17 protein-coding genes are annotated in these 20003 nt (G+C 51.1%); 8 read left to right on the top strand and 9 right to left on the bottom strand.

Features of this window, described 5'->3' with window-relative positions; translation table 11 throughout:
* Positions 1–12: 12 nt before the first annotated feature.
* The 8 genes from pilQ (at position 13) to W01_RS12005 (ending at position 11368) form a co-directional block, all read left to right on the top strand.
* Positions 13–2127 carry a type IV pilus secretin family protein gene (gene pilQ, locus W01_RS12040; protein ID WP_173055034.1) on the top strand — a complete coding sequence of 705 codons (2115 nt, stop codon included), beginning with the start codon at positions 13–15 and terminating at the stop codon, positions 2125–2127.
* A gap of 60 nt (positions 2128–2187) precedes the next feature.
* Complete coding sequence (locus tag W01_RS12035; RefSeq protein WP_242006958.1) at positions 2188–2790, top strand: shikimate kinase; 603 nt, start codon at positions 2188–2190, stop codon at positions 2788–2790.
* A gap of 271 nt (positions 2791–3061) precedes the next feature.
* Entirely contained in the window at positions 3062–4150 is a 1089-nt protein-coding gene (aroB, locus tag W01_RS12030; protein ID WP_173055032.1) for a 3-dehydroquinate synthase, read from the top strand.
* Entirely contained in the window at positions 4143–5264 is a 1122-nt protein-coding gene (locus W01_RS12025) for a deoxyguanosinetriphosphate triphosphohydrolase (protein ID WP_173055030.1), read from the top strand. Before aroB ends, W01_RS12025 begins: the two co-directional genes overlap by 8 nt.
* A 283-nt stretch (positions 5265–5547) precedes the next feature.
* Entirely contained in the window at positions 5548–9033 is a 3486-nt protein-coding gene (gene mfd, locus W01_RS12020) for a transcription-repair coupling factor (protein ID WP_173055028.1), read from the top strand.
* Between the two features lie 93 nt (positions 9034–9126).
* Entirely contained in the window at positions 9127–9963 is an 837-nt protein-coding gene (gene serB / locus W01_RS12015) for a phosphoserine phosphatase SerB (RefSeq protein ID WP_173055026.1), read from the top strand.
* Positions 9964–10038: 75 nt separating this feature from the next.
* Positions 10039–10749, top strand: coding sequence for an HPP family protein (locus W01_RS12010; RefSeq protein ID WP_173055024.1), 711 nt, complete (start codon positions 10039–10041; stop codon positions 10747–10749).
* Between the two features lie 49 nt (positions 10750–10798).
* Entirely contained in the window at positions 10799–11368 is a 570-nt protein-coding gene (locus W01_RS12005) for a hemerythrin domain-containing protein (RefSeq protein ID WP_173055022.1), read from the top strand.
* Between the two features lie 297 nt (positions 11369–11665).
* On the opposite strand, the gene W01_RS12000 is transcribed toward W01_RS12005, so the two are convergent.
* From W01_RS12000 to W01_RS11960, 9 genes are all read right to left on the bottom strand, one after another.
* Positions 11666–11887 (bottom strand): hypothetical protein, encoded by a 222-nt coding sequence (locus W01_RS12000; protein WP_173055020.1) that lies wholly within the window; start codon positions 11885–11887, stop codon positions 11666–11668.
* Positions 11880–12083: a hypothetical protein gene (locus tag W01_RS11995; protein WP_173055018.1), complete on the bottom strand. Its 204-nt coding sequence runs from the start codon at positions 12081–12083 to the stop codon at positions 11880–11882. Before W01_RS11995 ends, W01_RS12000 begins: the two co-directional genes overlap by 8 nt.
* Positions 12084–12200: 117 nt before the next feature.
* Positions 12201–15581: an AAA domain-containing protein gene (locus tag W01_RS11990; RefSeq protein WP_173055016.1), complete on the bottom strand. Its 3381-nt coding sequence runs from the start codon at positions 15579–15581 to the stop codon at positions 12201–12203.
* 388 nt (positions 15582–15969) lie between these two features.
* Positions 15970–16452, bottom strand: a complete 483-nt coding sequence (locus W01_RS11985; RefSeq protein WP_173055014.1) for a peptidylprolyl isomerase — start codon at positions 16450–16452, stop codon at positions 15970–15972.
* Positions 16453–16590: 138 nt separating this feature from the next.
* Positions 16591–17103: a disulfide bond formation protein B gene (locus W01_RS11980; RefSeq protein WP_242006957.1), complete on the bottom strand. Its 513-nt coding sequence runs from the start codon at positions 17101–17103 to the stop codon at positions 16591–16593.
* 192 nt (positions 17104–17295) lie between these two features.
* The gene (locus W01_RS11975; protein ID WP_173055012.1) at positions 17296–18471 is read right to left on the bottom strand and encodes an IscS subfamily cysteine desulfurase; all 1176 of its coding nucleotides are present in this window, start codon (positions 18469–18471) and stop codon (positions 17296–17298) included.
* 18 nt (positions 18472–18489) lie between these two features.
* Positions 18490–19056 carry a GTP cyclohydrolase I FolE gene (gene folE / locus W01_RS11970; RefSeq protein WP_173055010.1) on the bottom strand — a complete coding sequence of 189 codons (567 nt, stop codon included), beginning with the start codon at positions 19054–19056 and terminating at the stop codon, positions 18490–18492.
* A gap of 41 nt (positions 19057–19097) precedes the next feature.
* A complete protein-coding gene (locus W01_RS11965) occupies positions 19098–19418 on the bottom strand; it encodes a non-heme iron oxygenase ferredoxin subunit (RefSeq protein WP_173055008.1) in 321 nt (106 codons plus the stop codon).
* Between the two features lie 123 nt (positions 19419–19541).
* Entirely contained in the window at positions 19542–19865 is a 324-nt protein-coding gene (locus tag W01_RS11960; RefSeq protein WP_173055006.1) for a rhodanese-like domain-containing protein, read from the bottom strand.
* Positions 19866–20003: the final 138 nt, after the last annotated feature.

The raw sequence follows: 20003 nt of genomic DNA, 5'->3' as shown, positions 1-20003 counted from the left end.
TAGAGGTGAAACATGAGACATTATAAAAACGCAGTCAAAAACCTTGTTTTGCTTGTTGTCGCAGCATTTGCGATTTGTGCGTTAACTGCCCATGCACAAAACAATGCCAATACGCAAAACGCTAGCACACAAAATGCTAGCGCAGCTAATAGCATACAGTCGCTCAGCGTCAGCGCTGCACCGGACGGCAAGCTAGTGCTTAAATTGGGTTTGAAGAACCCACTTGCTAATCCGCCTTTGAATTTTGCTATCAGCAATCCGGCGCGGATAATATTTGATTTCCCCAATACAACAAATGGGCTGGGCAAATCGACACAAAAATTTAACATAGGTGAATTGCGTAGCGCAAATATCGTGCAATCGGACCATCGTACCCGCCTGGTGATTAACCTCAATCAAATATTGGTTTATGACGCTCATATACAGGGAAATAACCTGCTAATTACCCTACAGAGCAAAGCTCCTGCGGTATCAGCGACGACAGCCAATGCACGATTTGCTGAAACGAAGTCAGGTATCCAGAAATATAGCCTGCGTGATATTGTTTTTCGTCGTGGTGGGAATGGTGAAGGACGTATCCAAGTAGATTTGTCGGATCCTGGTGTGGGTATAGGCGTTAAGCAACAAGGTAAAAACCTGATCGTGGATTTCACGAATACCAGTCTACCGCGCAACTTGCAACGTAAACTTGACGTAGTCGATTTCGGCACACCAATACAGGGGCTCGATACATTCATGCAGGGCGACCATGTACGCATGGTCATCGAACCTAAAGGTTTATGGGAGCACGTCGCATACCAGACCGATAACAAGTTTATCGTAGAAATAAAAGCAGTAGCGGATGACCCAAATAAACTATTGAAGAATAGACAGGTGGGTTATGCGGGCGAAAAACTGACATTGAGCTTCCAGAATATTGCAGTGCGTGAAGCACTAAACGTTATTGCCGACTTTACTAATCTGAATATGGTGATCAGCGATTCCGTTAGCGGTAATCTGACTTTACGGCTTAAGGATGTACCGTGGGATCAAGCATTACAAATTATTCTTGATTCACGTGGCTTGGACATGCGCAAGAACGGCAATGTGATCCAGGTTGCCCCGCGCGAGGAATTGGCAACCAAGGAAAAACTTAACTTAGCCGCGAATCAAGAAATCTCCGACCTTGAGATTCTACACACAGAAAGTTTCCAAATTGCTTATTCAAAAGGAACAGAAATTATTGCTTTACTGCAGAGTCCCACTCAGCGCATGCTATCCAAACGCGGGAGCGCAGTAGTGGATTCACGCACCAATACTGTATTCATTCAAGATACGCCATCGCGTCTAGAGGAAGCGCGCAAGCTGATCAAACAAGTCGATGTGGCCGTGCGCCAAGTAATGATTGAAGCACGTTTTGTTGAGGCAAGTGATAAATTTACTCGAACCTTGGGTGGAAGATTAAGCTATACCGGGCCACCTCCACCTGGAGGCGGGTTTTCTGTGGGTGGAGGTCGTGGTTCTGTAGGCGGTAGTGCTGGTGGTGGGGCAGTTAACCTGCCAGGAACCCCAGGGTTGATTGGTACGGGTGTGGTGACAGCGATGCTTTTCAACTCATCTGTGACCAAAATATTAGGACTGGAGTTGCAGGCATCCCAACTGAATGGAGTAACTAACAACATTGCTAGCCCTCGTGTGGTAACAGCAAATGGAACTGAGGCGGTAATTGAGCAAGGCGTGCAAATACCCTATCAAACAGTCAGCCTGCAGGGGACGAATGTATTGTTTAAAAAGGCAATTTTAAGCCTTACCGTCACTCCTCAGATCACGCCAGATGATAATATCAATATGAAAGTGGAAGTAACTCAGGATTCTGTAGGCGAAATAATTAACTCGACGGTGGGGGGGATACCCAGTATTAATACCAAGAAAATCAGTACCCAGGTGTTGATTGATAATGGGGGGACTGTTGTTATTGGCGGAGTCTATACTCAAGACGAATTAAGAACGACCCCTAAGGTGCCACTGCTAGGTGATATTCCTATCCTTGGGTGGCTATTTAAAACTCAAACTGATACTAATAACAAAAGGGAGCTTTTAGTGTTTATTTCCCCAAAAATCCTGAGTGACAGCTTGAACCTGCGTTAAGCAATAGGGCATGAATTTAAAAAGCCCGGCATAGCCGGGCTTTTTAAATTGCAGAACAAAATGAGCACGGTGATTTTCAGCTACAATTCGATCATGTACCCTATTAATACAATACAGCCCAAGCGTCTTTCCGGCAACATCTTCCTTGTGGGAATGATGGGGGCAGGGAAAACTACCGTAGGGAAATTACTCGCCCAGCAGTTAGGTAAGATTTTTGTAGACAGTGATGAAGAAATTCAGCAACGTACGGGCGTAACTATCCCACATATCTTTGATGTTGAGGGTGAGGCTGGTTTTCGTCAGCGCGAAGCAAGCGTAATACAAGACTTGGTACTGCTCGACAACATCGTTTTAGCGACAGGAGGTGGCACGGTATTGAATGAAAATAGCCGCGTTGCATTGTGCTGCAATGGCATAGTGGTGTACCTGAAAAGCACAATTCATGACCTCTGGCAGCGAACCCGCCATGATCGCAATCGCCCATTATTGCAGACAGCCGATCCACATACCAAACTAAAAAATATGTATGAGCAGCGCGATCCACTATATGCACAAGTGGCCAATCTGATTATGCCTACCGGCAAACAAAGCGCGCAAAGTCTAGTCTTGCATTTGCAGCAGGAGCTAAACCGATTTTCGAAAGCAAATCATAATAACCATTGAGATTACTTCAAATCATGACAACAGCGCATTTCCGTGCACCCGACTAACAACTCTACCCATTTTTAAATATAAAAGAACGAGCAATTTTGTTGGAAGGTCAGTTATTCAAAAATAATTTTCGCTCAAGCCCATAGGGTTTTAACCTGTGCTGGGATCTTGAAATCCCATGAATAACGGAACAATTCGTTCAGTCTGCGTCTGCACTCCTTCACAAGGTTATAGCGTTACACGCCATTCATTATGCAATTTTTACTAGAAATTCTCACAACTTATGCAAACATTAACCGTTGGACTCACAGAGCGTAGTTATCCTATTTATATAGGTAGTAACTTACTAGGATGTGCAGAATTACTATTACCGCACTTGCCCCACAAAAAAGCGGCAGTGGTGACCAACACTACCGTAGCACCGTTGTACCTGGATCCTCTGCGTGCCACGCTGCAAGCTCATGGCGTGAGCATAATACCCATCATCTTGCCGGATGGTGAACAACATAAGAATGCAGAAACGTTAGGGCTAATTTACGATGCACTGCTTTCCCATCGATGCGAACGCAACACACCATTGATCGCCTTGGGCGGGGGTGTGATAGGCGACATGACGGGCTATGCTGCCGCAACTTATTTGCGCGGCGTTCCTTTCATTCAAATTCCCACCACTCTGCTGGCACAGGTGGATTCATCGGTCGGCGGCAAGACCGGTATCAACCATCCGTTGGGTAAGAATATGATAGGCGCGTTTTACCAGCCGCAAGTTGTGCTTGCCGATATCACCACATTGAATACATTGTCGGATCAGGAATTACGCGCGGGCATTGCAGAAGTCATAAAATATGGCCTGATCCGCGATCTATCTTTCTTCGAGTGGCTGGAACAAAACATGGAAAAATTATTGGCACGCGATGCGGATACACTGAAATACGCTATCACACGCAGCTGCCAAAATAAGGCCGAAGTTGTCGCTGCAGACGAGCGGGAAAATGGAGAACGCGCCCTGCTTAACCTAGGCCATACCTTCGGTCACGCTATCGAGACAGGTATGGGATATGGCACATGGCTGCATGGCGAGGCAGTCGCTGCAGGTACCATTATGGCCGCCGATCTATCGTGTCGCCTGGGTTGGCTAAGCAAAGAGGACGCGGATCGCATCCACAGCTTATTTCAACGCGCTGGTCTACCAGTTGTCGCGCCTGCTTTGAGCGTGGAGAAATACCTGCAATTGATGGAACTGGACAAGAAAGTAGTTGGTGGCAAAATTCGTTTCGTGCTGCTTAAAAGCATTGGTTGTGCGGTGATAAGTGGCGGCGTGGAGCCGGAATTATTGCGGCAAACCTTGGTGGCGAACGGCGCGCATGACTGAACTTGCACCTTATGCGGTAACAGCGGGCAACACACGCGGCAGGATTGAGCGCGAGGAAGCGCCTTTTGGACGTAGCGAATTTCAACGTGATCGTGATCGCATCATCCATTCCACCGCTTTCCGTCGCTTGGAATATAAGACTCAGGTATTTGTTAACCATGAAGGCGATCTATTTCGTACCCGATTGACTCACAGCATGGAAGTAGCACAAATTGCCCGCTCCATCGCGCGGTATCTGAAATTAAATGAAGATCTGGTGGAAGCTATATCGCTCGCTCACGATCTCGGTCACACGCCATTCGGCCACGCCGGGCAGGATGCGCTCAATGCCTGTATGAAGGATTACGGTGGCTTCGAGCACAACTTACAATCATTACGCGTGGTGGACGTACTCGAAGATCATTATGCCGCCTTCGATGGACTCAATCTATGCTTCGAAACACGCGAGGGTATTCTCAAACATTGCTCGCCGGTAAATGCTACCAAGCTGGGTACAGTGGGCGAGCGTTTCCTTAAGCAGCAACGTCCTTCGCTGGAAGCGCAGATCGCCAATTTGGCCGATGAAATCGCCTACAACAACCATGATGTGGATGATGGGCTCCGCTCCGGATTAATTACACTGGAGCAGTTCACCTCGGTGCGCTTGTTTGTCAGTCATCTCGATGCTGTACGACTAGCCTACCCCGGCCTAGCCGAGCGCCGCCTGATTCACGAAACAATACGGCGCATGATTAATACACTTGCAACAGATTTAATCCATGAAACTGAAAAAAACATTCGGACTCATGCTGTGCGTGATATTGCCGGAGTCCGCGCCGCCCCGCCGTTGGCAGCGTTCAGTGCCGAAATTTATGACCAGCAACGCGAACTCAAAGCCTTCCTGCGTACGCATTTGTATCGTCATTACCGCGTCATGCGCATGAGTGCCAAGGCGCGCCGCATCATCAGCGATCTATTTCAGGTATTCATGGAAGATAACCGCCTGCTGCCGCCGCAGTTTCAGCAGCAGGCGCAAACCGACCGTGCCCGCACCGTGTCCGATTACATCGCCGGTATGACTGATCGTTACGCCATCAAAGAGCACCGAAGGTTGTTTGCCATTGAAGAAGGATGATTCCCACGCTACTTCAATAATGAAGTCTGCGTCGTGCCACAGACTTATAAACTATTCAACATAAACCAAATAACGATAAACAAGTTACCTTGGATTCAAACTCGGCGTGCGCCATTCCATATGCATGGTTAATCAAAGGGTATCTGCTGCGAAGTGTTTTATACGAATAAAAATTCAAGTTACTATTCCCGCAAAAAACATGAGAATTTTTCAATCCATGCCAACTGCGAAGCTTCCCTTATATAATGCCGCACCCTGAAACTTAGCTGTACCTTATTTTCCCATGCTGTTTTCTTCTTCACACCCCCGTCCACGTTACACCCATCTGTATGGCTCGTCTGATGCCTTGGCTCTGGCACAATATGCCGAACTACATGTACCACTGGTGATAATTGCCGCCAGCGCGCTGGAAGCACAACGGCTAGTGGAAGAAATTCCATTTTTTTCCCCGGAGCTGCGTGTACATCTGCTACCGGATTGGGAAACACTACCTTATGATCATTTTTCGCCGCATCAGGACCTCATCTCCGAGCGACTTGCTACGCTGCATCACATTCGCAGCCAATCGTGTGATGTGATCATCGTCCCGATAACCACTGCGCTATATCCGTTGTCACCAGTGGAATATCTGGCTGCGTTCACCTTCTTTCTTAAGTGCGGCGAGAAACTGGACATTGCCCAGTTGCGTGAACAAATGACATTGGCTGGTTATACCCATGTTCAGCAGGTGCTGACACCGGGCGAGTATTGCGTGCGTGGTGGTTTGATTGACCTGTTTCCAATGGGCAGTAGTGTGCCTTACCGCATCGACCTGTTCGATGACGAAATTGACACTATCGCGACCTTCGATGTGGATACCCAGCGCACCATTTATCCGGTGCGGGATATTCGCCTGTTACCGGCGCGCGAGTTCCCACTTGATGAAGCTGGACAGGCGCGTTTTCGTCAAAATTTCCGCGATCGTTTCGAGGGTGATCCATCCAAAGCAAGCATTTACAAAGGTGTGAGCCGTGGCATCGCGCCCGCAGGCATCGAATATTACCTCCCATTATTTTTCGAGCGTACTGCCACATTATTTGATTATTTGCCTGCGCATGCCACGCTGTGCATGCATCACAATGTGGATGCTGCCATTGCCACTTTTGCGAAGGATGCACAGTCGCGCTACAACCTGCTTCGCGGCGACCCGCAACGTCCCCTGCTGGAACCGCACGAATTATTTTTGAACGCAGAAAGTTTTTTTATTGCTGCGAAAAATTTCAAACGTGTCGATCTCATCGCAAATATCCCCTCTTCCTCCCAAACTGACAATTCCGAGCAGAAAGAATGCGTAGAAGAAACTCCCCCTACCCTCTTTCAAGAAGAAAGGACTCATAAAACCCTTACTTCTTGCGCTACCAAAAAATTGCCCGGCATCGCGGTAAATCGGCGCGCCGACATTCCAACACATGCACTCCAGAGCTTTCTACAAGATTACACTGGCCGGGTATTGCTGCTCGCCGACAGTTTGGGACGGCGCGAAATAATGGCCGAGTATTTGCGCGAATACTCCCTGACACCTGCCCTGTGTGAGAACTATGCGCAATTTTTCGCCGGTAACGATCACTTCATGCTTACCGTAGGGGCACTGCAGAATGGTTTCATGTTGCAAGATGACCAATTGGCAATTATTACAGAAAGTGAACTATATGCTGCACAGCCCCGCAACCGAATTGCGCGCACCACAAAGAAAAGCAACGTGGAAGGGATGCTGCGCGACCTGTCCGAACTCAAGCCAGGTGACCCTGTGGTGCATGAACAGCATGGCATCGCACGTTATCATGGCCTGATAAACCTTGATCTCGGCGAAGGCGAGAACGAATTTTTGTTGCTGGAGTACGCTGGTGGAGACAAATTGTATGTTCCAGTAGCACAACTGCATGTAATCAGCCGTTACAGTGGCGGAGCCCCGGAAACCGCACCATTGCACAAGCTGGGCAGCGGCACTTGGGACAAGGCCAAACGTCGCGCCATGCAGCAGGTGCGCGATACCGCTGCCGAATTGCTCAATTTGTATGCCCAGCGCGCCACGCGCAAAGGTCACCAATTCAAACTGTCACAACATGATTACGAAGCGTTCGCCGCCGGTTTTGGTTTTGAAGAAACTCCGGACCAGGCCACCGCCATTGAGGCGGTGGTCAGTGATCTGCAGAGCGGCAAGCCTATGGATCGGCTAATCTGCGGCGATGTGGGTTTTGGTAAAACGGAAGTCGCTTTGCGCGCAGCCTTTATTGCAGCGATGGATGGCAAACAAGTAGCAATACTGGTACCCACCACGCTGCTCACAGAACAACATTTCCAGAACTTCTGCAATCGTTTTGCCGACTGGCCCATCAAAATTGGCGAACTGTCGCGCTTCCGCTCTGCCAAGGAACAGACCCAAGCGCTGAAAGATATGGAAGATGGCAAGCTTGACATCATCATCGGCACACACAAGCTGATCCAGAAGGGTATTAAATTCCACAATCTGGGACTGATCATCATCGACGAAGAACACCGCTTCGGCGTGCAGCAGAAGGAGCGCCTCAAGGCGCTACGCGCCGAAGTTGACGTGCTCACCCTGACCGCCACGCCGATTCCGCGCACGCTGGCAATGTCTTTGGAAGGGCTGCGCGATTTCTCGGTGATTGCCACTGCTCCGCAGCGCCGTCTGTCGATCAAGACCTTTGTCAGCAACTACAGCCCGGGCGTCATCCGTGAAGCGGTGCTGCGTGAACTAAAGCGCGGCGGACAAGTCTACTTCCTGCACAACGAGGTTGATACCATCGCCAATATGGCGGAAAAGCTGGAGACTTTACTGCCTGAAGCACGTATTCGCATAGCGCACGGCCAGATGGGAGAACGCGACTTGGAAGCGGTCATGCGTGATTTTTATCAACAGCGCTTTAATGTGCTGCTATGCACCACCATCATAGAAACCGGCATCGACGTACCCAGTGCCAATACCATCATCATGAACCGGACTGACCGTTTTGGATTGGCGCAGTTACATCAGTTGCGCGGCCGGGTTGGGCGCTCGCACCACCAAGCGTATGCCTATTTATTGGTGGACAATATGGAGGGACTCACCGCACAGGCCAAGAAAAGATTGGAAGCAATCCAAGCCATGGAGCAACTGGGAAGCGGTTTCTATCTTGCAATGCATGATCTGGAAATTCGCGGCGCGGGCGAGGTTCTGGGCGAGTCACAAAGCGGTGAAATGCACGAGATTGGTTTTTCGCTCTACGCGGACATGCTCAACGCGGCCATTACCTCGCTCAGACTGGGCCATGAACCGGACATGGCCCACCCACTTGGGGTCGCCACCGAGATTAACCTGCATACCCCCGCCTTGCTACCCAACAATTATTGCGGCGACATTCACCAACGGCTGGTGCTGTACAAACGTATGGCTAACTGCACCACATCAGAAGAACTGGACGACATGCATCAGGAGCTGATAGACCGCTTCGGTCTACTGCCGCCGCCTGCTCATACATTGCTTGATTGCCACCGTCTGCGCATCGCTGCCAAGCAGCTCGGCATTATCAAGGTGGATGCTTCCAGCGAGGCGATTCAAATTCAGTTCATGCAAAATCCGCCCATAGATCCGATGCACATCATCACGCTCATCCAAAACAAGCGCCAATACAAATTGAATGGTCCGGACAAACTGAGAATTGAATTAAAATACGGCGATGTCGAGCAGCGTGTGCTGGCGATCAAGAACTTTTTTAAAGAACTATCGTGAATCGTTTAGCTTCGTTACAACCTTTGCCATATCGCTTTGAGGGAATGACAAGCCGTCTTTTCTCATCGCGCTCAAATAACATTTTATAAGCACATGAACTTCATTATTCAAGGCATTCAAGACATCGCTCCAGCTCATTTGAACCATCTTGCCGGGCTGACCACCGCATCCCGCATTGAACAGACCTCGGCACACGCCTATCGACTATATGATGCCAAGCCGCATGATGCCATTGCTGCCTATTGTCACGAACACCAACTCGATTATGGCTTTGTCCGCCCAAGCCAGCATTTATCAGACTTTGGTCTGGTAGTGATGGATATGGATTCCACCCTCATTTCCATAGAATGTATCGACGAGGTCGCCGATATGGTCGACATTAAACCGCAAGTAGCGGCCATCACTGCAGCCGCGATGCGTGGCGAGATGGATTTCAGTGAAAGCCTGCGGCGCCGTGTAGCGTTGCTGGCTGGGCTGGAAGAAAGTGCATTGCAACGCGTATATGACGAGCGTCTACAGCTCAATAACGGTGCCGAAATCATGTTGGCCAAACTAAAAGAACACGGGATCAAGACCATGTTGGTGTCAGGTGGCTTTGCCTTTTTCGCCGACCGCTTAAAACAACGTCTGGGTCTCGACTACGCGCATGCCAATACACTGGAAATCATCAACGGCAAACTTACTGGTAAAGTACTCGGGCATATTCTCGACGCACAAGGTAAAGCTGATTGGTTGATGCGTATCCGCGATGAATTGAAGCTTAAAGCGGAACAGGTTATTGCTATGGGCGATGGCGCCAATGATCTCAAGATGATGGCACAAGCCGGCGTCAGTATCGCCTATCACGCCAAACCGGTAGTACTCGCACAGGCCAGTTATGCATTAAACTTTGTGGGACTGGATGGGTTGGTGAATTTGTTTGACGACTAAGTATTTTTCCTCCCTTATTACGCACAGTGCATAAACATCATGCTTTACAATTAACCAGAAGAGAAACCAAACACAATGAATTTTAAAGAATTTATTCTGTCTTTTAAGGCACATACTGCGCCCGTTCCATTCACCGAGAAAATACGCAGCGGCTTGGCGGCTGGAATTGGCATCCTGCTCTTGGGAGTAGCACTCAAATATCTGCCACAGCCCAATTATCCACTTGTCATGCTGGGTTCGATCGCAGCCTCTGCTGTGCTTCTCTTTGCTGTACCGCACAGTCCTATGGCGCAACCGCGACCTTTACTCGGTGGCCATTTGGTTTCGTCATTAGCAGGTTGGCTATGCGGCCAACACCTCAGTGACCCGATATTAGCCGCAGGCTGCGCAGTGGGATTGGCAGTATTTCTGATGCATTTTGTGAATTGCCTACACCCACCGGCTGCCGCCACGGCGCTCTCGTTAGTGTTATACAGCGCACAATTCCAACCCATGGGTTGGCCATGGGTAGCATGCATCGTGCTGGCGAATATCGGAATCTCCTTGGTGCTGGCGCTGTTTATCAATAACCTTATACCTGGTCGGCATTACCCGATGCGGCATACTCCCCAACCCGCGCTACAGCCATCTATTCAGTCTAAGCATGTCCAAATCGCGCAGGCTGATATCGAATGGGCACTAACTCAAATGGATGGCATAATCGACGTCAGCGAAGAAGACCTGGTCGATATCTACGAGCTAGCCATTAAGCATGCGCGGAATCGTGACGGTAAAATTAACTCTTGATCCGTTACCATGGCGCGTTTGTGGTTGTTTGTAATGCACAGGAACACAGATGAGTGACTTATTGGGTGACGCATTCGCTCCAAGCTTCGATAACCCACTGGAAATGCTGTTAGCGTGTCACGGTAAAATACAGTCACAGTGCACCACGCTGCGCAAGTTACTGCAACACCTCTCCTCTCATGGCTGCGATGCGCAGGCACAACAAGCAGCGCAGGCCATCCTGCGCTATTTCGATACCGCCGGGCAGAATCACCATGACGACGAAGAACAGGATTTATTCCCGTGCCTGCTGACCACCCCAAACGCAGAAGTACACGAATTAATAGCGCGCTTGCTGGACGAGCACAAGGTGCTCAATGCGGCGTGGGAACAGTTGCGACCTTTGTTACTTGGTATTGCAGAAGGCCGCGCGGCGGAGTTGGATATTAAATCGGTAGAGCATTTCATCACCGTCCATGACCGCCACATCTCCCTGGAAAATGCGCAGCTATTGCCGCAAGCGGCAAAGCTGCTGGATCATATACAACTGGAAGCACTGGGTAGAAGCATGGCAGCACGGCGCGGGGTTGTGTTTTCCAATACATGTGGGGCAGAACGAGTCGACAATGGCAAAAACTGACGATCTCCTGTACCTAGAAACCGAAGGCGCTTGTGCGTACTGCGGTCACAAGGACCGTCGTGCACTTACAATTCATCATTTGAGAACTATGACAATAAACTAGTTCTGTGCCGCATCTGCCACCAGTGTTATCACGATAGAAAGGGAGCAACTGAAAAAGAACTTCTTGAAATCAAACGTCAGTTGATTCTCAAAACCCTTACAAGGGTCGGCCTAAATGCTATGAAAGAAGCTAAGCGTCGAACCCAAGTTGTTGCGATGCCATTTTTGGTAAACCATCTTGTGGAATATGGCTACTTAACGCAGGGAGAGATGATTCGAGGCGAATGGACTCCAGACGATAACACTATACCAAAGTACATTGTCGATGCCGAATACACCATTACGCCACAAGGCAAGGCGCTCCTGAAAAAATGGAAATTCAAGTAAGGATGTTCGTACTGCAAGCGTCGGCCCAACGAGTACGGTTAGATTGTGATCGCGCAGCGAGCCACAATCTAACCGTACTCGTTTATGCATATAGACTAGCGCCAAAGACATACTCATCGACATTGGCGTCTGGCTCTTGATTAATGAATTCTTTGATACCGATATTGATCGCATCAGCATTGTTCTGAGCTTCTATGCGAATCTCAAACGATGGGTCGTAAAATATATAGGAAACACCTTCGTCATCTTGCTTGATTTCAATGGCTCTAAATAGAAAAATAGACATTGCGACTCCATGAATAAATATGTGCAATTTGTCATAGTTGTTGCTAGCGATAATACAACCATTTCGTGCGAGCCCTGGATTAGGCTTGAACTCGTAGCCTAGTGGTGTAAATCAACATTAAAATCCTGCCCTGGTCAAATCTTGATCTACTGTCATTTGATGACTTCGCGCAGATATCACCCAGTCTTGAACTTGCTTTACACACTCAGGTAGCCGATCGCGGATCTCGTAAACCCAGAAGCGCTTGACGTCCCAGCCAAGCTCAATCAGGCGCTGATTGCGAAGCTGGTCTCGCAAGCACAGCTCACCAGTCCAGCTGCGGTGATAGCGCTCCCCGTCGACTTCGATGTTCAGTCGCCGGTTTCCTACGACGACCGCGAAGTCCAAATCGAACTGTTCGACCGTGAACTGTGGGATCGGGCGCAGCCTCGCTTGATAAAGAGCCCGGTAGAACAGCCGCTCCCAGTCTGAAACTCGCTCTGGCCTGGAAACAGCAGGGTAGTCGGCACCCAGACTGGGCGTGGCGACTGCGGCGGTAGTGGTGGCATCCGCAGTCAGACACCCGACATAGTCGGCAAACTTGGCCAGGTAGTTGACGCCTGACGCTGAAGCAACGGTCCGATCGCCAACCACGTGCAGCAGCCCGCGCGCGCGGGTAATGGCCACGTTGAAAAGGTTGCCGTTGCTGCGCAGGAACGAAATGGCGCCTGGCGGCGCGTCCGCCGAGATCACCGGCGAAAAGATCATCACGTCCCGTTCGTCGCCCTGGAATCGGTGCACCGTGTCCACCAGTAGATCAGCGCGGGAACCCAGATTTACCAGCTCGGGATGCTGTGCCAACTGTTCCTGCATCAGCTGCGCCTGCGCACGGAATGGTGTGACGACTCCCACCGTGCCCCGAAAGTCGCGCACCACCAGCAAGTCGTGCAAGACCTCCAGCACCGCAGAAGCCTCCCGCGCATTCTGGGCGCCGCCGTTGCTAGGGCGGACGGTCTTGCCACGCACGTCTTGCCAAATCACGCCCGGCTCTCGGTTGCGGGGCCGCTTCAGATTCTTGTAGCGCGTCGCGACTCGAAGCTTGCCCTCGTAGAACGTATAGTTCGAAAATTCGATGATGTCGGCGTGCGAGCGGTGATGGTCTCGAAGGTTGATGATTTGATCGGTGGCGCCAACTGCGACCGCCAAGTCATACAGGGAGTTCACCGAGTACATCCAAGCCGCCCGTGCCGCGACATGGCCGTACTTCTGCTGCAGCTCACCTTCCTTCTGCCGCGTGACTGCGCTGATGTGGCGAAGCTGCATCGGGTCGCCGATGATCACTGAGCGCTTCGCGCGGAATAACAGCGGCAGCGCCGACGCGATGTCGCACTGGCTGGCCTCATCGATCACGACCAAGTCGAAGTACCCCGCCTCGAAAGGCACCTTTCCACGCGCTGAGAGTGATGTCACTGCCCAGCAAGAGAATAATGCCGTCACTTTGTGCTGCAGGACGCGTGCCTTGTTCCGGACTGCAGCACCAACGTTCTGTCCGTCGGGTGCCGTGATCAGTTGCAGCAATGCCGCGTAGTCGGCAACTTCCTTTCGCTGCGCCGCGGTTAGACGCGCGGGCGCCATCTGCACCCAGTCGCGCCACAGACCAGTCGAATTGCCTGCCACCTGCTCTGTCAGCTCCTGGCGCTGGCGCGCGATGTCCTCAAACGCCGGGCTGCTGCGCAGCACCTCAAGCGCCTTCTGATAGACGACCACCTTCTTGCCTGCTACCGCCCGCTCAGATACCGATGCAGCAGCCCGACGCATGGCGCGGAAGTCTAGCTGAGCAGACAGATCTGGCAAGCTGACGCCAAGATGGTCAGCCGTGGGCTTGAGATGCTGAGCAGCAGTGCCTAACGCCGTAACCCGTGAGCCGCGGAGTACGGCGCCCACGATTCGGCTAATCAAGCCTTGTTTGGTAGGGTCCAACGCATCAATCGCCTGCAGGTACGCAGGTACTGCAGCGTCGGCATTGGCCAGCAGGCCGGCATCCAACGCGTTGAACATGTCGGCGCCAAACAGAGCACGGTAACCCTCGGCCTCTGCGTCCAACCGGTCCACCAAGTTGCGCGCCTCCAGCGTGCGCTGCTGCACCTGGTCCAGCTGGGCCAGCCGCGTAGCAAGTTGTTTGTGGCGCTCCAGCCCCTCCTGATAGCTAACCTCATCATCCTTCGTCGCTTTGCCGGAAAGCATCGCCATCAGATAGCTTGCCAGTTTCGCCTGGTATTCCTTCGAACCCAGGCGCAGCAGCACGGGCCGATTGCCAAGCCCGTTGACCCGGGCCTCGACAACGTCCACCGCCTTGTTGTTTTTGCTGGCGAACAACACCTTCATGCCGCGCCACGCAGCGTTCACAAGCAGGTTGGCCACCACCTGCGATTTGCCCGTACCCGGCGGGCCTGTCACCACCGTGTGCGGAACCGATAAAGCCGACAACACCGCGCTACGCTGCTCGGAGTTCATCGGTAGCACTTCGATCAGAGGTTGCGTGTCCGCCGCCGGTGCGCTCTTGAACTCGCCCGACAGCCAGTGGCTGAGCGCCGTGCCAGCAAGCTCAGTACCTGCTTTGTCGCTCAGTTGCTTCAGTTCGGATTCCAGGCCCTGTGTGTAGGGAGACCGCTTACCCGGCAAGATGACTGCCCTGTTGTAGATGCCGACCTCGTCGATCACCGACAGCGGTAGCCCTTCGGAGCAACGGTCCAGGTCCAGGCCTTCACGCCAATCCCAGTCGGGCCTGATGGCCGCAAGCCGGTGTAACAGTTCATCGACCTCGGGCTGGTCTTCTAGTGGGCTGTTCAGGCCCAACTCGTCGGCAAGGCGTGCTGCCTCCTCGACCACCTGCTGGGCATCACCCATCGCCAGGCTTCTGAGGAACGCGAAGTTGGCATTCGGCAGATCGTCCTGCAGGCGGTATGGGTCACCCGGGTTTTCAGGTAGCACGATGGGCCACAGCATCACCGGCTCAACGAAAAACCCTTCCCACTTGGCAGTGCGATGCTTGCGCAAGCGCACGGGATACCCGAGCCATGCAACGAGGTTGGCCTTGTCCGCCCGCACCTTGCCAAGCACCCGGCCTGCGCCAGGCCCGTTCCACCAATCCCAGTCTAACCCTGCCATCGGCAAGGCCGGCAGTTCGGCGTACTCGGGTTCACCGTAGCGATTGGCGGCGAAGGTGCTGACGCCCTCATCGCTGTCTTGCCCGATGCATTCGAGGTAGTACCGACAAAGGCGCGCGAGCTCGGACGACGGAGCCGCGCTGGCTGGCTGCTGGCCCGCCGATGTCGAGGTGTGATCTCGTAAGCGCCAGCGGTACGCCTGATCCTGATGTACCTTGCCTGCGAGCGTGTGCACCAAGTGCTTGTTGACCTCTCTGCGGTCAGCGCCTATCGCCTGTGCCAATTCACTGGCCTTCTGACTAGGACGGCGCTTCAATTCCTGCAGCAGCTTCTCAACCAGCGGATCATTCATGGTGGGGCCTGTAGTGGGTCTTGCCGATAGCTGATCCTCTTCGCTGCGGGTACTGCCCATGACCTGTCCATCGAACCCTGCATTGGCGATCCGCGTTCATGCTCTCCTCCGCAGATCGGCCGGACGAGTCTTCCCGATACGCTCAGTCACTTCCTTGACGACCTTCTTGCTAGGATGGCTGCATTCAGCACCGACCCGAAATCGTCAACGTTCAAAGGATAGGAAATTCAACCACACAAGTCGAAATTAACTTCGCCCAACATCGCCTCGGCAATCCGATTTCCATCGTCAAAACCGTGACAGACTCTGCATTTCGTCCATTTCCACGATAAGAATTAAATTAGCAACAAGTAGTCAAGTGTCAACTCCCAGTCGCTCCTCCCACACTTTACTCTTCGCTAATCTCCACCTTGGTCATCGCGTCGCCTTGATTAATGGCATTGACCACATCCATGCCTTCGATAACTTTACCAAAAACCGTGTGCTTGCCATCCAAGTGAGGCTGGGGGCCGTGGGTAATAAAGAATTGGCTGCCATTACTGTTAGGGCCGGAGTTGGCCATGGAAAGATATCCAGTGCCATGTTTGAGCGGATTGCCACTGGTCTCATCTTCAAACTTATAGCCTGGCCCACCTCGCCCACTACCAGTGGGGTCGCCGCCCTGAATCATAAAATCACTGATCACGCGGTGGAAAATGAGGCCATCGTAGAAACCCTCACGCACCAGGAAAACAAAGTTGTTCACAGTCTTCGGGGCATGTTGCGGGTAAAGTTCGATCACAATGTTCCCGCGCTCAGTGACCACAGTAGCCGTGTATTTTTTATTAGGGTCAATCAGCATTGCAGGAGGTGTTGTCCATTGTTTTGACATTTTTTGGTTCCTTTGGTTGATTTTGATAAAAAGTTAAAAATTTAAAAGAAAAAACACTAGTAAATACTTAGCAAAAGCAATGAATGCAAGAATATTTAACTGTCCGATGCAGGTATGTCAGCATTATTGCAGAAGGCATTAGATCGGCTTTCTAAATGTGATCATCACCGCCCATACACCCAAGACCACATACAAAAACAGAGACCATTCCGGGATGCCCAAGCCAAGAAACGTCCAGCCTTTAGCGGCACATTCACCAGAGCCGTGCATGAGTTCCTGCCACACTTCTGCCATAGGGAAGTTTCCCAACATGTACTCCAAGCCTGGGCCGCAGGCAGGTACTTGATCTTTGGGCAAATGCTGAAGCCATATATGACGGCTGGCAGTACTCACCCCGCTCAATGCCAGTAGTACTATTAATGCTCCATACACTTTCGTACCGCTACGTTTGGGGTTATGCAGCGTGGCAATAGCAAACAAAACTAACATAGCAATGAAGATGACGCGCTGGATCATGCATAAAGGGCAAGGCTCCTGATGCAGAACATATTGCAGATAGAGCGCTGTACCAAACACCCCGGCAATGACCAACGTCCCGGCCAGATATAGCCAGCGATTTGAAAGGGTACGCCACAGATTATAAATTTTCATTGTGCAACCTCTTTATTCACGCCGCCCATTGATCCGGCACTGTTTATCCCAAAAGCCGTTCGCATTGAGCTTGTCGAAATGTGAATGTCTTCTTATGCTTCGACAAGCTCAGCACGAACGGCAATCAAATTCAATTCGTGCCAAATCAATAGATCAACTCAGCTGCAAGATTTCCCGCTTGGAATTCTGAATTTATTGGGGCACCAAGATAGATGGCTCTTGTTCGTTACGTAACTTGCTGATTTTATTTTTTAACAATTCTATCGTGAAGTTCACTTCCTCCTCGGTAGTGAAGCGTCCCACGGTGAACCGAATCGAGCTGCGTGCCAATGCATCGCTGCGCCCCAAACCACGTAGCACATAAGACGGCTCCAGGCTTGCCGAAGTGCAAGCGGACCCGCTGGATACCGCAATATCGGCAATCGCCTTAGTCAGCGACTCACCATCCACATTATTGAAACTGACATTCAGGTTATGCGATACGCGCTGCTCAAAATCGCCGTTCAGGTACACGTCCCCTATGCTGAACAGGCCGCGCCACAGGCTATCACGCAGCGTGCGGATGCGTTCGTTTTCTGTTGTCATTTCCGCTTGCGCTATGCGAAATGCTTCACCCATGCCAACAATCTGGTGTGTCGCCAGGGTGCCTGAACGCATACCACGTTCATGCCCGCCGCCATGCATCTGTGCTTCCAGACGCACTCGTGGCTTGCGCCGCACATACAGCGCACCGATGCCTTTCGGGCCATAAGTTTTATGTGCGGAAAATGACATCAGGTCAACTTTCAAGCACAACAGATCGATCACTATTTTTCCGGTAGCCTGCGCCGCATCAACATGGAACAGAATGCCACGCTCACGGCATATTTCCCCGATCGCTGCGATATCCTGAATCACACCGATTTCGTTGTTGACATACATTACTGAAACAATAATGGTATCAGGACGCAATGCCGCCTTGAATTTATCCAGATCAAGTAAGCCATTCGGTTCGGAATCGAGGTAAGTTGCAGAAAGCCCTTGCCGCTCCAGTTCGCACACGGTATCAAGCACCGCCTTATGCTCGATTTTCATCGTAACAATGTGCTTACCCTTATTCTGGTAGAAATGTGCTGCGCCCTTTAGTGCCAGATTGTTGGATTCGGTCGCACCCGAAGTCCAGATGATTTCTTTAGGGTCGGCGTTTACCAGTGCCGCCACCTGTTCACGCGCGCGTTCCACCGCCTCCTCCGCCACCTGACCATAGGTATGGGGGCTTGCCGGGTTGCCAAACTTCTCTGTTAGATAGGGGATCATTGCTTCAGCAACGCGCGGATCAATTGGCGTAGTAGCTGAATAGTCCAGGTAAATTGGGAGATGCAGACTCATTTTGATTTTGGATTCAAATTATGCCTCGCGCGCTAAAGCAAGAAATTCCGTACGCAATGCCAGATTGGGTTGAAGTTCACCGAGCATGGCTGACGTGACGGTTTCTTCTCCCTCGGTGCTAATGCCACGGCTTTCCATGCACATATGCCGACAGCGAATCACCACGCCCGCTGCTTTCGGTTCCAGGTGCGTCATCAAAGCATTGGCAATTTGAATGGTGAGCCGTTCTTGTACCTGTAACCGCCTGGAAAAACAATTGACCAAGCGCGTCAGCTTGGATAAACCTACTATTTTTCCGTTAGGAACATAGCCGATCGTGGCTTTGCCAAAAAAAGGCGCCAGATGATGCTCGCAATGACTATAGACAGGGATGCCTCGTATCACGATGAGTTCGTTATACTCCTCAGCTCCATCTTCAAATACCTTTAGGAGTTCTGCCGGATCTTGGGTATATCCGGAAGTCCAATGCTTCCAGGCAGTAACAAGGCGAGACGGTGTTTCAACCAGACCGGCTCTATCGGGATCCTCCCCTAAACTCACCAAAAGCCGACGCCAGTCCTGCTCGGTAAACTGTTGTTCTGACATCTGTGTTTTACCTGTCAATGTTGGCCTCTATAAGACTTGAATCAATCCCAGCGGTTGTCGCGTACTTGAATCTCGTCGTTTTCAATGCGCACGGGGAAAGTAGCAGTCGGTTCATAAGCAGGTGCAGTCAACGCCTCGCCAGTGCGTATACAGAAACGCGCGCCGTGGCGTGGACAAATGATCTGATCACCTTCGACCGTGCCGCCAGTAAGGCGGCCAGAATCATGAGTGCAGACGTCTTCAATAGCATAATATTGGCCTTCAAGATTGAATACCACGGCCTGCGCGCCATCCACATCCACTACTCGCCACGCGCCAGGCGCAAGTTCACCGACTCGCGCAACCATCACCCAGTCACTCATTCCAATTCCATTTTTAATTATTCCTATGCGCTAACCTCGCGCTTGATATAAATAAACGTAGCAAGCCTTGAATGAAAAAAGATATTGCCAAAATTTATTCTCCAAAAGTAGCCAATACTTGATTTAATAGGTTGGCATTGTGCTATCGACTTGCTGAGCCCAAGCATGAACGCCACCTATCAAGTTGCTAACTTGAGTAAAACCATTCTGTTCTAAAAAAACCGCAATCTGCATGCTACGCATACCGTGATGGCAAATACAGACGATTGATTGCCCCGCATTGAGCTCCGACAGTTTGTCGGGAATGGTATTCATCGGCATCGTTAACGCCCCATCAATATGACAGGTTTGAAATTCCCACGGCTCACGCACGTCGAGCAATACTGGTTTTTCTCGCGTTGTATCCGAGAGCCATGCGGCTAAATCCGGTGCAGTTAAAGTTTGCATATAGTGGCGGCCATTCATTCGCGGATAAAATATAGTCATCCAACTCTATTAAATATGTTCTTACAAATTATTCTGTCGGTTTATCGGCTCTATACCAACCTCAAATTAAAGAACAAGCCAGAAAGAAAACTGTAAATT

This window comes from Candidatus Nitrotoga sp. AM1P (assembly GCF_013168275.1).
Classification (GTDB): domain Bacteria; phylum Pseudomonadota; class Gammaproteobacteria; order Burkholderiales; family Gallionellaceae; genus Nitrotoga.
Note: the sequence above shows the minus strand (reverse complement) of the source record. Positions and strands in the feature narration are given on the sequence as shown.

Bases quoted from the DNA above. Each gene is read 5' to 3' on its own strand.
- pilQ (WP_173055034.1), top strand. From the start codon at position 13: ATGAGACATTATAAAAACGCAGTCAAAAACCTTGTTTTGCTTGTTGTC.
- W01_RS12035 (WP_242006958.1), top strand. From the start codon at position 2,188: ATGAGCACGGTGATTTTCAGCTACAATTCGATCATGTACCCTATTAAT.
- aroB (WP_173055032.1), top strand. From the start codon at position 3,062: ATGCAAACATTAACCGTTGGACTCACAGAGCGTAGTTATCCTATTTAT.
- W01_RS12025 (WP_173055030.1), top strand. From the start codon at position 4,143: ATGACTGAACTTGCACCTTATGCGGTAACAGCGGGCAACACACGCGGC.
- mfd (WP_173055028.1), top strand. From the start codon at position 5,548: ATGCTGTTTTCTTCTTCACACCCCCGTCCACGTTACACCCATCTGTAT.
- serB (WP_173055026.1), top strand. From the start codon at position 9,127: ATGAACTTCATTATTCAAGGCATTCAAGACATCGCTCCAGCTCATTTG.
- W01_RS12010 (WP_173055024.1), top strand. From the start codon at position 10,039: ATGAATTTTAAAGAATTTATTCTGTCTTTTAAGGCACATACTGCGCCC.
- W01_RS12005 (WP_173055022.1), top strand. From the start codon at position 10,799: ATGAGTGACTTATTGGGTGACGCATTCGCTCCAAGCTTCGATAACCCA.
- W01_RS12000 (WP_173055020.1), bottom strand. From the start codon at position 11,887: ATGCATAAACGAGTACGGTTAGATTGTGGCTCGCTGCGCGATCACAAT.
- W01_RS11995 (WP_173055018.1), bottom strand. From the start codon at position 12,083: ATGTCTATTTTTCTATTTAGAGCCATTGAAATCAAGCAAGATGACGAA.
- W01_RS11990 (WP_173055016.1), bottom strand. From the start codon at position 15,581: ATGAATGATCCGCTGGTTGAGAAGCTGCTGCAGGAATTGAAGCGCCGT.
- W01_RS11985 (WP_173055014.1), bottom strand. From the start codon at position 16,452: ATGTCAAAACAATGGACAACACCTCCTGCAATGCTGATTGACCCTAAT.
- W01_RS11980 (WP_242006957.1), bottom strand. From the start codon at position 17,103: ATGAAAATTTATAATCTGTGGCGTACCCTTTCAAATCGCTGGCTATAT.
- W01_RS11975 (WP_173055012.1), bottom strand. From the start codon at position 18,471: ATGAGTCTGCATCTCCCAATTTACCTGGACTATTCAGCTACTACGCCA.
- folE (WP_173055010.1), bottom strand. From the start codon at position 19,056: ATGTCAGAACAACAGTTTACCGAGCAGGACTGGCGTCGGCTTTTGGTG.
- W01_RS11965 (WP_173055008.1), bottom strand. From the start codon at position 19,418: ATGAGTGACTGGGTGATGGTTGCGCGAGTCGGTGAACTTGCGCCTGGC.
- W01_RS11960 (WP_173055006.1), bottom strand. From the start codon at position 19,865: ATGCAAACTTTAACTGCACCGGATTTAGCCGCATGGCTCTCGGATACA.